Genomic DNA, 14558 nt, shown 5'->3' with positions numbered 1-14558 from the left:
GCAGAGCAGGCGATCGCGCTGTTCGGCGCGCCGTTGGAGGACCTCAACAAGTCGGACATCCCGCAGTTTCTGCAGTCGATGGCGTCGGTGGGTGACGGCCTGGAGACCGTGGCCGGGGCGAGCGACTCGGCCGGTGCCGCGCTGGAGGGCTCGGCCAGCCAGCGACTCGACAACTTCCGCCGGAAGGCCGAACTGGCCCTGGTCACCACGCTGGCCGATGCCGTGCCGTACATCGAAGCCACCTTCGGCTGGCTGCAGAAAAACTCGGACTGGGTGGTGCCGTTGGCGACCGGCCTCGGCATTCTCGCTACGGCGATCGCGCTCGTTGTTATCGCGGTCAAGATTTGGACGGCGGTGCAGACCGCGTGGGGCATCGTGATGGCGACGACCCTCGGCCCCGTCCTGCTGATCATCGCCGGTGTCGCTCTGTTGGTCGCAGTGATCGTGTGGATCGCGACGCAGACGACGTGGTTCCAGGACCTGTGGTCGGTCATCTGGACGGCGATCGTGGCGGTCGTGAAGTGGGCGGTCGACTGGATCGTCACGGGCTGGACGTGGCTGTTCGATACCGTGATCACCCTCGCCAAGCTGTGGTGGACGGTCTTCTCCACCGTTTGGATCACGATCGGGAAGTTCTTTATCGCCTTGTTTAAGACGTGGTGGGGCATCTTCTCCGGCTTTTGGAAGGGTGTCGGCCGGATCGCGGTCGCGATGTGGAACGAGATCCAGTCGAGGATCGACCGGTTCGTTGCATTCTTCAAAGGACTCCCCGGCAAATTGTCGCGCGGCGCGCGGGGCATGTTCGACGGGCTGAAGACGGCGTTCCGCACTGCCCTGAACTGGCTGATCGCCCGGTGGAACAACTTCTCGCTGACGTTGGGTGGTGGGTCGGTCCTCGGCCTGGACATCCCGTCGGTGACCCTGTCGACGCCGAACATCCCGTACCTGGCCGATGGTGGGATCGTGCCGGCGACGCCGGGTGGCCGGCTGGCGGTGATCGGTGAGGGCCGGTACGACGAGGCGGTGGTGCCGTTGCCGCGCGGTGCCCGCGACCTGGACGGTGGCGGCGGGGACACGACGGTCCTGTTCGAGGGCGACGGCAGCCGACTGATGGCCCTGTTGTTGGAGATCATCCGGGAGCTGGTGCGGGTCAAGGGTCGCGGGAACGTGCAGTTGGCGTTCGGGCAGCGGGGTGCCCGGTGAGCACCCGTTTCACGCCGGTCACTGAGCTGTTCTACGCCGGCGAGTGGCATGACATCTCGGCGGATGTGTTCAACAAGCGGAAGGTGCGGATCACCCGGGGCACGCAGAACGAGGGCGGCGAGCCGGATGCGGCGACCTGCACTTTGATGATCAACAACGGTGCGTCGCGGGTCGCGGCGGGCGTGGTGGGCCGCTATTCGCGGCGCAATCCGCGCTCGGATCTGTTCGGGGTGATCGGTCGGCGGGTGCCGATCCGGGTCACCGTGCCGCAGCTGACCACCGCGCCGGTGCGGTTCGTCGGCGATGTGCTGGAGTGGCCGGCGCAGTGGGATCTGACCGCGTCGGTGCGGTGGGTGGAGGTCACCGCGTACGGGCTGCGGCACACGGTGTCGGCCGCGCCGCTGCAGTCCGCGTTGCGGCGTGCGATCCCGGCGACCGGGCCGGCCGGCTACTGGCCGTTGGAGGATCCGGCGGGGGCGCCGCTGGCCCGGTCACCGATCCCCGGGTGCCCGCCGGCGCGGCCGTTCGGCTACTCCCGGTTCGAGGCGCCGAACACTGGTGAGCCGATCCCTCCGGCCGGGCTGCCGGAGTTCGGCACCGGTGATGTCGGGCCGGGGTCCGCGCCGGTGGTGGATCTGTCCCGGGGCGGCACCCTGCGGGGCCTGGTGCCTCAGCCGGCGGGCGGGTCCGGGTGGCGTGTCGAGTGGGTGATGACCCAGCCCCGGGACCAGGCCGACTCCCGGACGCCGATCTGGTGGGAGACGACCGACGCGTTCACGGATCATCCGTCCGAGGAGACGATGCGCTACGAGGCCAACGTCGCTCCTGAGGGTCTCACCGTCTTCTATGGTCGGGCGTTGACCAGCTTCGGGTCGGGCTGGGCCGCGTTCACGATCGCCGACGGGCTGCCGCACCACTACCGGGTCGACGGTGACCAGGACGGCGGCAACATCCGGATCCGAGTCTGGGTGGACGGCCTGCTGGCCGCGACCGTCGCCAGCTTCAGCGACACGCTTGCCGGCACGGTAGGGCAGGTCACGGAGTGGGTGCTCAACCCGCGTGAGCGGGAGAACGGCGACGACCTGATGCCGTCGCTGGGGCACGTCGCGATCTGGTCACCGGTCCCGGGCACCTCGGACACCGTGTCAGCTGCCACCGGCCACGCCGGCGAGACCGCCGGGGACCGGTTCGAGCGGCTCTGCGCCGAGGAGTCGGTGCCCGGCTCCTCGCTGATCGGTGACGCCGCGTCGTCGGCGCCGATGGGTCCGCAGCGGCGGTTGTCGGTGCTGGAGTTGCTGCAGGAGTGCGCGGACGCGGACGACGCGATCCTCACCGAGGCGCGCGGCACCCGGGCGCTGGTGATGCGGCTGCGGTCCACCCTGTACAACCAGACGCCGTTGGTGCTGGCGCACGGGTCCGGTCGGCTGGCGTCCCCGTTGACGCCGGTCGACGACGACAAGCTGATCGTCAACGACGTCACCCTGCGGAGCACGGCCGGCGCCGAGACACGCATCGTCCAGGAGACAGGTGCGCTGAACGTGCAGGATCCGACGGACGATCCGGACGGGGTCGGCCGGATGCCGGTCGAGCTGGACCGCAACGTCGCCGACGCGGCCGAGCTGGAGTCGGCGGCGTGGTGGATGCTGTCGGCCGGCACGATCGACGAGACCCGGTTCCCGCAGATCCCGGTGGATCTGACGTCGCTGGCGTGGGACGACACCGCCCGCGACGCGGCCGCCGCCGTCGACGTCGGTGACCTGGTCCAGCTGCAGGGCCTGGACGCGTTCGGGCTGCCGCCGGACCCGGTCGAGCAGATCGTCGAGGGCTACGCGGAGGAGTTCGACCTGTCGTCGCTGCGGATCACGTGGTCGACGAGCCCCGCCGCGCTGTACCGGGTCGGTGTGCTGGCGTCAACGACCCGCACGGGCACCCGCGGATCGGTGACCACCGCCGACGTCGACGCCGGGGTCGACACGGCGCTGCCGGTGGCGAGAGCCGCCGGGAACCGATCGCTGTGGACCGTCCGGCCGCCGGACTACCCGATGGAGGTGCTGGTGTCCGGGGTGCGGTTGACCGCCACCAGCTGCGCCCAGGCCGGTCCCGTCAACCCCAACGGAACGTTCGAGGTTGACGCGTCGGGCTGGTCCGGCACCGGCGGCACCGTCGGCCGGTCGACCGCGCAGGCGCACACCGGGTCGGCGTCGCTGCTGCTGACTCCCGACGGGGTCAGCGCCGAGGCGATCGCCGCCACCGATGTCATCCCGGTGCACGCCCTGGACGGCGCGTACGCGTGGACCTGGTCGGCGTGGGTGCGGTGCGCGTCGACGCGTGTCATCGACATGCAGATCCTGTGGTATGACGACGGCGGCGGTCTGCTGGGCACCACCACGGTGACGGCCGGCGTCATCGCCGACACGTGGACCCAGCTCACCGCGACCTCGTCCCCGCCGGCGTCGGCGGCGCGGGTCTCCGGTCGGGTCCGGTTGACCGGCACCCCGACGTCGGGGGTGCTGACCTACATCGACGACGCCGAACTGTTCGAGCCGGGCCGGCAGACGTTCACCATCGCGGCCACCCCGGTCAACGGCGTGGTCAAGACCATCCTGGCCGGATCACCGGTCCGGCCCGTAGCGCCGTGGAGGCTCGCCCGATGACCATCGCCGACGGCCAGATCGTCACCGGCGACGACCTGGCGACCCTGGTCGACCCGCCGGCCGCCGTCCTGCGGATGTCGTCCGCGCAGGAGATCCTGGCGTCCACTGATACGAGCGTCGAATGGGACGTGGCGGAGCTGGACACGCACGGCGGCTGGGACTCCGGCGAGCCGACCCGATACACGTGCCAGGTCGACGGCTGGTACGAGGTCTCCGGCCACATCATGTGGGAGCCGTACGTCGCCGACCGACGCCTGGCCTGGCTGTGGCTCAACGGCGTGTCGGTCCTCGGCTCGCGGGAAGTCATCTGGCCGGCGACGTCGGACACGGCACTGTCGGTGGCGCACGCGCCGCTGCTGCGCATGGAGACCGGCGACTACGTGGAGGTCCGTGTCCGGCAGGCCACGGCCACCCCGCTCGACGTGCAATCCGGCACCAACCAGGCGGCATCGGCGCTGTATGTCCACTACCGCCGGCCACTGTAGAGAGGAATGACATGGCTCTGCTCATCGTGCTCGCCGCCGCCGCGCTGGTCGGCCTGGTCGGCGGGCTGCTCGCCTACGCAGCAGGCTGGGACGACGACTTCCCGGAGGTGTCCTGAATTGGCCAGATGGACAGACCTCGCCACCTGGCGTGGCCCTACCGTGAACAGCGGCAACGGCACCGGCAAACCCGACGAGCCGGCGGACCGCCTGGACGCGCATCACGGCGTCGTGGTGCACATCGCCGCCGGATACTTCGACGGCACCATCACCTGGCAGCGCAACCCGGCGTCGCGGGTGTCGTCGCACTTCATCGTGGCCAAGGACGGCCGGATCGCACAGATGGTCGACACCGACATCCGGGCATGGACCCAGCGGGCCGGCAACCGCACCTGGCTCAGCATCGAGAACGAAGGCTTCCTGCCGGACCCGCTGACCCCGCCGCAACTGGAGTCGAACGCCCAGCTGTTGGCCCGTGCCCACACCGAGCACGGTGTGCGGCTGCAGATCGCGTCGTCCCCTGACGGCCGCGGTCTCGGCCACCACAGCATGGGCGCCGAGAACGGATACGACTGGGGACACAGCCAATGCCCGGGGCCGGCGATCGTTGCCCAGAAGCCGGCGATCGTGGCCAGGGCGAAGCAAATCGTCGAAGGAGATGACGTGATCAGTGAGGAAGACCTCCGCAGGATCGCTATCGCGGTCAACGGCTGGATTTACCCCAAGGATGGGCCGGCGCTGCACACGGCGGCCCGTGGTGCCGCCGCTGATGCCGCGAGAGCGGTTCGTGACGTCGCAACCCTGCGGGTGGAGGTGCGGGAGGCGCTCGGCCGGGACTGGGTCGACGAGGACGCCATCATCGCCGGGGTGCTGACCGGGCTCGCCGCCCGGCCACCGGAGGAAGCGGCGACCGCCCTGGTCGCGGTCCTCGGCGAGGAGCGCGCCGCCGCGCTCGGCCGGGCGCTGCTCGCCACCAACTGATGGACCCAGGCCTACTCACCGCGCTGGTCGGCGCCGGCGCGGCGGTGCTCGGCGCCGCGGTCGGCGGGCCGGCCGCCGGCGCAATGGTCGGCCGCCGGCTCCGCCAGGCCCAGGCCCAGCACGCCGCCGCCCAGGCGAAGCACCTGCAGGCCGAGACGACCCGGATCAGCCAGGACGTCTACCAGCAGCTGACAAGTGACCTGCGAGACGCGCTGGACCGGGCCCGGAGCCAGATCACCGACCTGCGTGAGGCGTTGCGGCTCACCAGTGCTGAAGAGGAGAGGCTTCGCCAGCGGGTGACCGACCTGGAGTCACGGCTGGCGCAACTGGCGACCGCTGAGGCGGGCCTGGCCGACGAGCTACGCCGGACCCAAGGCGACCGGGACCGGCTTCGTGAGGTCCTGGCCGCCCGCGACGCCACGATCCTGCAGCTGCGCGGCCAGGTCGAGGACCTGACCGCACAGTTGCACCTTGCCCGCCCATCGCCGGCATAGAGCCGGTGAAAGATAGGAGACCCTCGTGCCACAGACCCCGACCGATCCAGCCGATCCGCTGCAGGCGGCGGCCGGCACCCGCGCCGGCATCGAGGCCGCGCTGACCGGCCGACACCGGTCGACCGTCCAGATCGCCCGGCACCTTGCCTGGTCGCACCTGCCGCCACCGCTGGCCGCCGTATCTGCCCGCATCGGCAGCGCGGTGCTCGACCTCGTCGCGGACCTCCCGGACGGTCCGGAGCTGACCACCGCGATTCGCCGGGCGGTCGAGGCGAAGGACTGCCTTGTCCGCGCGGCCGTCGACGCGACCGACGAGGAGCGATGACCATGGCCAGTCCTGTCACCACCCAGTCCCGCCACCCGTGGCGGGCCACCCTCCGGACGGCCGTCGCCGCGGCGATCGCCGCGCTGCCGCTGATCCCGCTCGCCGCGACCGAGGCCGGAATCGACACCGTGCCGGCCGTCGCCGGCGTCGTCGCGGTCACCGGCGCCATCACCCGAGTCATGGCCATCCCCGGCGTCGACGCCTGGATGCGGCGGTACGCGCCGTGGCTGGCGTCCGCACCCCGACACGAGGTCCCGCCTGGACGCTGACCTCCGTACACAGCAGCGGCCCCGCACCGAGTCCGGTGCGGGGCCGCTCCGCCATGTCTCAGAAGTCTGGACAGATGTACTGCCGCACCACAGCCAGGATCTGGGTGGCGGTCTCCTCCCCGAACCCGTCCGGATACCCCGGCGCCGAAAATCGCAAGTTCGTGAGCTGGACGAGCTTTGCCTCGTCTGCCTCGCCGTTGCCGATTGACTGGCACTGGCTCCGGCCACGGTCGATGATCGTCTTCTCGTCCTTGTCTCCGACGATGTCCGGGTTGATGTCCTTCAGCGCGCTGATGTAGGCAGCCCAATCTTCAGGCGATGGGGTAGGCGGGATCCCGGCGGCCGCAGCGGCGGAGGCAAGGCTGTCGTCCGCCGGTGCCGACGTCGGGGCCGGCGTGGCCGCGTCCTCGTCAGAGCCGGCACCGCAGCCCAGAGCGGTGACGGCGGCCGCCACGATCGCGGCCACCAACATTCTGTTACGCACGTCGTCTCCTCGGTTCTCGTGGGGCCCCGCCGTCGCCGGCCGGGGCGGGGCCGTCGGGGTACGGGCGGGCGCGATCACGGTGCCAGCGGCGGCCGCAGCACGCCATCGGACCGTCGGGCAGGCGACACCCACCGTTACGGGGATGAGACTCGGGTGCACCGCCGCATGCTCGTGGCTAGGCCCACTCCACCACGACACGCCAGCGCGCCGGCCACCACGGCTCACCGGTCTGGGCGCGCAGCCACACCCCCGGCGCGGCGGCGGTCACGTCCAGGCAGAGCAGCTGCCCGCTCCGACCGTAGACCCGGACGACGATCACGGCCGTGACGGCACGGTGCACCGCCATGGCCTTGAGAGCAGGGTGGTCCGGCGTGGCCACCGCCACGACAGCAGCGGATGGTCGGCCACGCCGGCATCGTCCAGCTCATCCCGTCGGTCCGCGCGCCACTGCACCGCGCGGATCAGGTCGGGGCACCCCTCGGGCTCGCACTCCGGGCATCGTGGCCAGACCGGTGGTGGCGGGCCGTGGTGGATGGCCAGTATTCGCGCCGCCGTGGCGTCGTCCATCGGCCCGGTCATATGGATCGCCGCACCAGGCGGTACTTGGCGATGGCCCGGCGGGTACGGGCCCACACCAGCTGCGGGCAGTCCTCGGTGCCGGGGCAGTCGGTGTGACAGCGGTGGCCGGCGGCGTGTGCGTGCACGGCGCCGGCCGCCGCGTCGTCGATGTCCTGATCGGTGATCGGCCCGTCGTCCATCGCGGTCACCGCGTTGGACTCCCGTCGATCCAGGTCCACGCCACGAACCGCTCGTGCAGCTCGGCAGGGTCGGTGATACCCGCCTCGCGAGCCGCGACGGTCAGCATCTCGCCGATGTCGACCGACAGCGCGAGCGGTTCGCTGGCGTACGCCTCCGCCAGCTGGACGCGGGCCGGCGAACACGGCCAGGGCGTACCGTCCGGGCACACGACGCAGTCCCACGTCGGCCGGTGCGGGGTGTGTGCCGGCTCGACGGCCGGGGCGGCCGGTCTGGACGTGCCGGTCACGGCAGGATGGTGCGGCCGCCGTTGCCGCCGCGCTGGTCGGCACGGTCGGTGCGGGTCGCAGGCCGGGTGTCGGTCGGCCGGGCGGGCTGGTCGACCCACCGGCGGCGGCCGGGCACCGGACGGACGACGTCGACCACGCCTGCGTCGCGGAGGAACCACTTCCCGATCATCTTCGCGCTCCTCGAGTCAGCGGGGCGGCGGCCCGGCGAGCACGGGGGAACCCGGCCGGACCGCCGCCGATCCGGGGTGGCCCGGCCCCGCGGATCCGCGCGCTGGATGCCGATCAGGACCGGGCCGGCTGGGCGGCTGAGCGGCCCGCCCATCTTTGCGTACGCAAAGCGTTGGACTGAGTGTGACCGCAGTAACGACGCGACGTCAAGGCTTTGCGTACGCCTAAACTGGGCCACATGGCGGGCTATCGGGAGATCGCAGCGGACCTCCGCGAGGCGATCGCGGCGGGCGAGTACGCGCCCGGCGCCCAGATCCCGACCGAGCACGCCCTGGCAGAGCGGTACGGCGTGTCACGGGAGACGGTGCGTCGGGCACTGGCCGAACTGCGCGCCGCCGGCGTACTCGAGTCGGCCCGGGCCGCAGGAACGCGAGTCGCGGCGCCACCGGTGCGGCTGGCGCTGGCGCGGTACGCAGCCGTCGCCGACCCCGCCCGCACTCGGGCGAACCTCGGCCCGTGGGAGACCGCCTGCGCCGACCAGGGCATCGACGGGTCGGTGGAAGTCGTATCGGTCGAGGAGGCCATACCTGCACCACCCGGCGTAGCCGCGCGGCTGGCTCTGCCTGCCGGCGCCTCAATGGTGCTGCGCCGCCGTCGCCACTTGATGGACGGCCGTGTCGTCCAGCTGCATGAGTCGTGGATGCCGCGTGACCTGGTGGCGGGCACGGCGCTCGCCGGGCAGGGCAAGGTGGTCGGCGGCGTGTACGCCGCGTTGGCCGCTGCCGGCATGCGGCCGGCGACCGCGAGCGAGGAGCTGTCGGCGCGGCCTGCTGCGTTGGCCGAGCAATCGGACCTGGGCTTGGCGGCGGTGGGCTGGGTGCTTGAGCTGTGGCGCACGACGCGAGACGTCACCGGCCGGCCGCTGGAGGCGTTGCAGGTGGTGTCGGATGCCCGCCGGGTGACGTACGTGTACGACGATCTGCCGATACGGGGCGAGAGGTGACCATCATGGACCGGGTCCAGGCGTTGGAAAAGCTGACCGCGGCCGCTACGGCGGTCGACGAGGCCGAGGCTGAGATGCTGGCGGCTGCCGCGCTGGACACCGTGATGTCCCATCCAGGGCTGCGGTACGCGCCCGTCGACCAACGGGCCACCAGGTGGGTGGCGGCGTGCGACGGCGTGCTGCTCGGGTACCTGTGGTCGGAGCCGGGGCGGCTGCTCGGCGGGTGGACAGCCGCACGGCTGGACGAGTCAGACCGGCTCGGCCCGTTCTCCACTGGTCGGGCCGCCGCAGCGGCGCTCGCCCGGCACTGTGGTGCAGCTCCTGCACACACCGGCCCAACGTAACTGCTAGTGATCTAAAGTTGACATTGAGCCGGGGGGGGGGGGGTCCTCGATGAGGGGTTCAGCCCCACCCCCGCCCCCCGCCCCGGCTCAGTCTCCAGATCGGACGACGGGCCGGCCAAGGCGGTGCCGGTCAAGGCGGTGCCGGTCCATGAACCCATCCGCGTACGCGCGTGCCACGGCGCGGCTGCGGGTGCGGGAGATCGCGGCGTGTGCCGCGACGCCAGCCGCGAGCGCGGCGGCGGCGATAATCGGTGTGGACAGTCGTTCGAGCATCATCGGTGATGCGCCTCCGGCAGTGGAGTCCCCGTTTGAAGATCTCACCGTAAGTGGATCGCTACGGCATTGACCTCGGGTGATCGGCCGGGATCCCAGCCAGCAGGACGCGAGGGTCATACGTCTGTCCGACCGGATGATCATCCAGTTAGGTGCCCCTCAGTCATGGTTGACGACTGATCAACGACGAGTACGTCCACGGTCGTTGAACCTACTCGCCAGCCCGGCGGCCGACGCATACACCTCACGGATCGCCTCGGCGTAGCGGGCCGGGGTGTGTTCGGCGCAGCGGGCCGCCGCCGCGGCCGCCTGCCGGCGGGCCGTGTCCGGGTCGAGCAGCAGCCGCAGCACCCCGCCGGCCAGCGCACCCGGCTGCGGCTCGGTGCGCAGTGCGGCGCCGGCAAGCGCGCCGTGCGCGTGCAACGCCCGGTCGACAAGTACCACCGGCACCCCGGCCAGGCCGGCTTCCTGCAGGACCAATGCCTGGGTGTCGGTCTGCGAGGCGAACGCGAACACCTCGGCGGCCCCGTACGCCGCAGCCACCACCTCCGGACCCTGCTGGCCGGTGAGGGTGATCCGGGCAGCCACCCGAGGGTCGATGGTGCGCAGCAGCGCGGCCAGCCAGCGCGGCTCGTACAGGGCACCGACCAGCACCAGCCGGGCGGTCGGGCAGCCGACCAGCACCCGCTCGAACGCGGTGATCAGCAGGTCGATGCCCTTCTCCCGGTTGATCCGACCCACGTAGAGGACCACCCGGTCGCTGGGCGTGATGCCGTGGCCGTACCGGAAGGCGTTGATCTCGTCGGCGGTGGTGCGGCGGGCCGCGACCCCGGTCGGCACCAGGTGCACCCGGTCGGCGGGCACCGGCAGGTGGATTCGGTCCAGCACCGCCCGGGTCGGCACCACCACCGCGTCGGCGCCGCCGAGCAGCAGGGTGTTGGTGGCGTCCATGGCGGCCCGGCGGCGGGCGACGGCGCCGCTGGCCATCGGCCGGTGGTCACGGGCGTGGCCGGCCGGTGCCGCCGCCGGGCGGGGTACGCCGAGCCGGCGGGCGTACAGCCGGACGCCGGCGCTGAGCGCACGGGCCGGCACCCGGTACGCGTCGGCGTACGCGTGCAGGTCGGTGTGGTAGGTCTGGACCAGCGGCAGACCGAGCCGGCGGGCGGTGAGGACGCCGAGCAGCCCGACCGGTCCGGGGGTGTGCACGTGCACCACGTCCGGGGCGTGGGCGGCGATCTCGGCGATGGTGCCGGTGGCGGCGGCGCCGCGCAGCAGCCACGGCGACAACCGCAGGTCGGCGACTCCGCAGGGCAGCGCACGTAGCCGCAGCACGTCCGCCTCGGTCGGCTGGTCCGGGTGCCGGGGCACCACGATCAGGCCGGGATGCCCGGCGGCGGCCGACGCCGCCGCGAGAGTCCGCAGCGAGGTGACCACCCCGTCGCGGCGGGGCAGGTACGTGTCGGTGAAGTGCACTGCTCGCACGTCAGGCACGGTGGGTCACCGGGGCCAACATGATGTAACGGTAGGCCAACAGCGCCGTTAAGTCTGCTCGTCCGATCAGCCGACGGCCAAGATCGTGAACTCGCTGGCGACGTAGACTCGCGGGCATGACAGGACTCGCGGCATGGCAGCGGTGAGCACCCCGGCACCCGCGCGCCACGATCTGGCCGAGGTGGGGCGGAACGCGGCAACCCTGCGTAGCTTCCTGCACGGGCTGCCCGGCGTCGATGAGGTCGGCGCGCGGCAGCGGGCCGCGACGCTCGGCACCCGGTCGATCAAGACGACGGCCAAGGCGTGGGCGATCGACCTGGCCGTCCGGATGGTCGATCTGACCACCCTCGAAGGCGCCGACACCCCCGGCAAGGTACGCGCGTTGTGCGCCAAGGCCCGCCGCCCCGACCCGACCGACCCGGACTGCCCACCGGTCGCCGCGGTCTGCGTCTACCCGTCGATGGTGCCGACCGCCGCCGAGGCGCTCACCGGCTCCGGCGTGCACCTGGCCAGCGTGGCCACCGCCTTCCCGTCCGGGCAGGCGCCGCTGGAGGTGAAGCTGGCCGACACCCGGGCGGCAGTCGCCGCCGGCGCCGACGAGATCGACATGGTGATCAACCGGGGGGCGTTCCTCGCCGGCCGCTACGAGCAGGTGTACGCCGAGATCGTCGCGGTCAAGCAGGCCTGCGGCGACGCCCATCTCAAGGTCATCCTGGAGACCGGGGAGCTGGCCACCTACGACAACGTGCGCCGCGCCTCCTGGCTGGCGATGCTGGCCGGCGGCGACTTCATCAAGACCTCCACCGGCAAGGTGCCGGTCGCCGCGACCCTGCCCGTCACCCTGATCATGCTGGAGGCGGTACGGGACTTCTACGCCGCCACCGGGCGGCGGATCGGCGTCAAGCCGGCCGGCGGCATCCGCACCACCAAGGACGCGATCAAGTACCTGGTGCTGGTCAACGAGACCGCCGGCGACGAGTGGCTCACCCCCGACCTGTTCCGGTTCGGCGCTTCCACCCTGCTCAACGACCTGCTGATGCAGCGGTCGAAGCTGCACACCGGGGTCTACTCCGGTCCCGACTACGTCACCCTGGACTGATCAGCGTGTTCGACTACGCACCGGCACCCGAGTCCCGCTCGGTCGTCACCATCCGCGACTCGTACGGCCTGTTCATCGACGGCGAGTTCGTCGACCCGACCGACGGCGGGGCCCGCAAGACCGTCAACCCGGCCACCGAGGAGGTCCTCGCCGAGGTCGCCGAGGCCGGCCCCGGCGACGTCGACCGGGCGGTGGCCGCCGCGCGTACGGCGTACCAGCGGGTCTGGGGTCCGATGCCCGGCCGCGACCGGGCCAAGTACCTGTTCCGGATCGCCCGGGCGCTCGCCGAACGCAGCCGCGAGCTGGCCGTGCTCGAGTCGCTGGACAACGGCAAACCGATCCGCGAGTCCCGTGACGTCGACCTGCCGCTGGCGTCGGCGCACTTCTTCTACTACGCCGGCTGGGCCGACAAGCTGCCGTACGCCGGTTTCGGCCCGGACCCGCGCCCGCTCGGCGTCGCCGGCCAGGTCATCCCGTGGAACTTCCCGCTGCTGATGCTGGCCTGGAAGATCGCCCCGGCGCTGGCCGCCGGCAACACCGTGGTGCTCAAACCGGCCGAGACGACCCCGCTGACCGCGCTGCTGTTCGCCGAGATCTGCCAGCAGGCCGACCTGCCACCCGGTGTGGTCAACATCGTCACCGGCGCCGGCGCCACCGGGCAGGCCGTCGTCGGCCACCCCGACGTCGACAAGGTCGCCTTCACCGGATCCACCGACGTCGGCCGGCAGATCGCCCGTACGGTCGCCGGCAGCCGCAAGAAGCTCACCCTGGAGCTGGGCGGCAAGGCCGCCAACATCGTCTTCGACGACGCCCCGATCGACCAGGCCGTCGAAGGCATCGTCAACGGCATCTTCTTCAACCAGGGCCACGTCTGCTGCGCCGGTTCCCGGCTGCTGGTCCAGGAATCGATCGCCGAGCCGCTACTGGAGTCGTTGAAGCGGCGGATGGCCCGGCTGCGCGTCGGCGACCCGCTGGACAAGAACACCGACGTCGGGGCGATCAACTCGGCCGCCCAGCTGGACCGGATCCGTACCCTGGCCGCCGCCGGCACCGACGAGGGCGCACAGGCCTGGTCGCCGCCGTGTGACCTGCCCGAGCAGGGCTTCTGGTTCGCGCCGACCCTGTTCACCGGGGTCAGCCAGGCGCACCGGATCGCCCGCGAGGAGATCTTCGGCCCGGTGCTGTCCGTGCTGACCTTCCGCACCCCGGATGAGGCCATCGCCAAGGCCAACAACACACCGTACGGGCTGTCCGCCGGCATCTGGTCGGAGAAGGGTTCCCGGATCCTGTGGGCCGCCGACCGGCTGCGCGCCGGGGTGGTGTGGGCGAACACGTTCAACAAGTTCGACCCGACGTCGCCGTTCGGCGGCTACCAGGAGTCGGGCTACGGCCGCGAGGGCGGCCGGCACGGGCTGGAGGCGTACCTCGATGTCTGACAGTGCTGCCGTGGCCGCCGCCGGACCGGCGCGGGTGGCCGTGCGCAAGACGTACAAGCTGTTCATCGGCGGGAAGTTTCCGCGCAGCGAGTCGGGACGGACGTACCAGGTGCAGGACTCCAACGTGGCGCTCGCCTCCCGCAAGGACCTCCGCGACGCCGTGGTCGCCGCCCGGGCGGCGGTGAAAGGCTGGTCGGGCGCGACCGCGTACAACCGGGGTCAGATTCTCTACCGGGTCGCCGAGATGCTGGAGGGCCGACGCGAGCAGTTCGTCGCGCTAGGCGAGCCGGCCGGCGAGGTCGACGCGGCGATCGACCGCTGGGTCTGGTACGCCGGCTGGTCCGACAAGCTCCCCCAGGTGTACGGCGGCGTCAACCCGGTCGCCGGGCCGTACTTCAACCTGTCGACGCCGGAGCCGACCGGAGTGGCCGGGGTCGTCGCGCCGGCCGAGCCGTCGCTGCTCGGCGTGGTCAGCGTCGTCGCCCCGGTGATCGTCAGCGGCAACACGGCGGTGGTGCTGGCCTCGCCGACCCGCCCGTTGGCGGCGGTCACCCTGGCCGAGGTGCTGGCCACCAGTGACCTGCCCGGCGGGGTGGTCAACGTGTTGACCGGCACGATCACCGAGACCGCGCCGTGGCTGGCGTCGCATCTGGACGTCGACGCGCTCGACCTGACCGGGGTGGCCGATCCGCAGTTGGCCGTCGAGTTGGAGCAGGCCGCTGCCGGCAACCTCAAACGGGTGCTGCGCCCGGCCGTCGGATCGGTCGACTGGACGGCCGACCCGGGCACCCGCCGGATGACAACCT

The 14558-nt window shown here is 71.8% G+C and carries 17 protein-coding genes and 1 pseudogene; 12 read left to right on the top strand and 6 right to left on the bottom strand.

Annotated elements, in window-relative coordinates; genetic code table 11:
• The 7 genes and pseudogenes from O7629_RS33575 to O7629_RS33545 form a co-directional block, all read left to right on the top strand.
• Nucleotides 1-1203, top strand: a pseudogene (locus O7629_RS33575) (phage tail protein); the annotation flags it as partial.
• On the top strand, nucleotides 1200-3857 hold the full coding sequence (locus O7629_RS33570; protein ID WP_278127515.1) for a hypothetical protein: 2658 nt from the start codon (nucleotides 1200-1202) through the stop codon (nucleotides 3855-3857). The pseudogene O7629_RS33575 and the gene O7629_RS33570, both read left to right, overlap by 4 nt.
• The gene (locus O7629_RS33565; protein ID WP_278127514.1) at nucleotides 3854-4342 is read left to right on the top strand and encodes a hypothetical protein; all 489 of its coding nucleotides are present in this window, start codon (nucleotides 3854-3856) and stop codon (nucleotides 4340-4342) included. The genes O7629_RS33570 and O7629_RS33565 overlap by 4 nt, the downstream gene beginning before the upstream one ends.
• A 117-nt stretch (nucleotides 4343-4459) precedes the next feature.
• On the top strand, nucleotides 4460-5320 hold the full coding sequence (locus O7629_RS33560) for a peptidoglycan recognition family protein (RefSeq protein WP_278166962.1): 861 nt from the start codon (nucleotides 4460-4462) through the stop codon (nucleotides 5318-5320).
• Nucleotides 5320-5814 (top strand): hypothetical protein, encoded by a 495-nt coding sequence (locus O7629_RS33555; protein WP_278127512.1) that lies wholly within the window; start codon nucleotides 5320-5322, stop codon nucleotides 5812-5814. Before O7629_RS33560 ends, O7629_RS33555 begins: the two co-directional genes overlap by 1 nt.
• A gap of 25 nt (nucleotides 5815-5839) precedes the next feature.
• Nucleotides 5840-6139, top strand: coding sequence for a hypothetical protein (locus O7629_RS33550; RefSeq protein ID WP_278127511.1), 300 nt, complete (start codon nucleotides 5840-5842; stop codon nucleotides 6137-6139).
• A 2-nt stretch (nucleotides 6140-6141) separates the two neighbouring features.
• The gene (locus tag O7629_RS33545; RefSeq protein WP_278127510.1) at nucleotides 6142-6408 is read left to right on the top strand and encodes a hypothetical protein; all 267 of its coding nucleotides are present in this window, start codon (nucleotides 6142-6144) and stop codon (nucleotides 6406-6408) included.
• A gap of 58 nt (nucleotides 6409-6466) precedes the next feature.
• On the opposite strand, the gene O7629_RS33540 is transcribed toward O7629_RS33545, so the two are convergent.
• The 5 genes from O7629_RS33540 to O7629_RS33520 all read right to left on the bottom strand — a co-directional run bounded on the left by O7629_RS33540 (nucleotide 6467) and on the right by O7629_RS33520 (nucleotide 8107).
• Nucleotides 6467-6892, bottom strand: a complete 426-nt coding sequence (locus O7629_RS33540) for a hypothetical protein (RefSeq protein ID WP_278166963.1) — start codon at nucleotides 6890-6892, stop codon at nucleotides 6467-6469.
• A gap of 175 nt (nucleotides 6893-7067) precedes the next feature.
• On the bottom strand, nucleotides 7068-7277 hold the full coding sequence (locus O7629_RS33535) for a hypothetical protein (RefSeq protein WP_278166964.1): 210 nt from the start codon (nucleotides 7275-7277) through the stop codon (nucleotides 7068-7070).
• Between the two features lie 190 nt (nucleotides 7278-7467).
• Nucleotides 7468-7659 (bottom strand): hypothetical protein, encoded by a 192-nt coding sequence (locus O7629_RS33530; protein WP_278166965.1) that lies wholly within the window; start codon nucleotides 7657-7659, stop codon nucleotides 7468-7470.
• Complete coding sequence (locus tag O7629_RS33525; protein WP_278166967.1) at nucleotides 7656-7937, bottom strand: hypothetical protein; 282 nt, start codon at nucleotides 7935-7937, stop codon at nucleotides 7656-7658. The genes O7629_RS33530 and O7629_RS33525 overlap by 4 nt, the downstream gene beginning before the upstream one ends.
• Entirely contained in the window at nucleotides 7934-8107 is a 174-nt protein-coding gene (locus O7629_RS33520) for a hypothetical protein (RefSeq protein ID WP_278166968.1), read from the bottom strand. Before O7629_RS33520 ends, O7629_RS33525 begins: the two co-directional genes overlap by 4 nt.
• Before the next feature lie 237 nt (nucleotides 8108-8344).
• Here O7629_RS33520 and O7629_RS33515 point away from each other — a divergent pair, with 237 nt between their 5' ends.
• A complete protein-coding gene (locus tag O7629_RS33515) occupies nucleotides 8345-9109 on the top strand; it encodes a GntR family transcriptional regulator (RefSeq protein ID WP_278166970.1) in 765 nt (254 codons plus the stop codon).
• Nucleotides 9110-9114: 5 nt separating this feature from the next.
• Complete coding sequence (locus O7629_RS33510) at nucleotides 9115-9453, top strand: hypothetical protein (RefSeq protein ID WP_278166971.1); 339 nt, start codon at nucleotides 9115-9117, stop codon at nucleotides 9451-9453.
• Nucleotides 9454-9906: 453 nt separating this feature from the next.
• On the opposite strand, the gene O7629_RS33505 is transcribed toward O7629_RS33510, so the two are convergent.
• On the bottom strand, nucleotides 9907-11208 hold the full coding sequence (locus O7629_RS33505) for a glycosyltransferase (RefSeq protein WP_278166972.1): 1302 nt from the start codon (nucleotides 11206-11208) through the stop codon (nucleotides 9907-9909).
• 142 nt (nucleotides 11209-11350) lie between these two features.
• Here O7629_RS33505 and deoC point away from each other — a divergent pair, with 142 nt between their 5' ends.
• From deoC to O7629_RS33490, 3 genes are all read left to right on the top strand, one after another.
• Nucleotides 11351-12316: a deoxyribose-phosphate aldolase gene (gene deoC, locus O7629_RS33500; protein WP_278166973.1), complete on the top strand. Its 966-nt coding sequence runs from the start codon at nucleotides 11351-11353 to the stop codon at nucleotides 12314-12316.
• A gap of 5 nt (nucleotides 12317-12321) precedes the next feature.
• A complete protein-coding gene (locus O7629_RS33495; RefSeq protein WP_278166974.1) occupies nucleotides 12322-13752 on the top strand; it encodes an aldehyde dehydrogenase family protein in 1431 nt (476 codons plus the stop codon).
• The coding region (locus O7629_RS33490) for an aldehyde dehydrogenase family protein (RefSeq protein WP_278174875.1) at nucleotides 13745-14558 on the top strand (814 nt) is incomplete at its 3' end. The genes O7629_RS33495 and O7629_RS33490, both read left to right, overlap by 8 nt.

The organism is Solwaraspora sp. WMMD792 (assembly GCF_029626105.1).
Lineage (GTDB): Bacteria > Actinomycetota > Actinomycetes > Mycobacteriales > Micromonosporaceae > Micromonospora_E.
The sequence above is the reverse complement of the archived record's forward strand: the minus strand, read 5'-3'. Positions and strand labels throughout refer to the sequence as shown.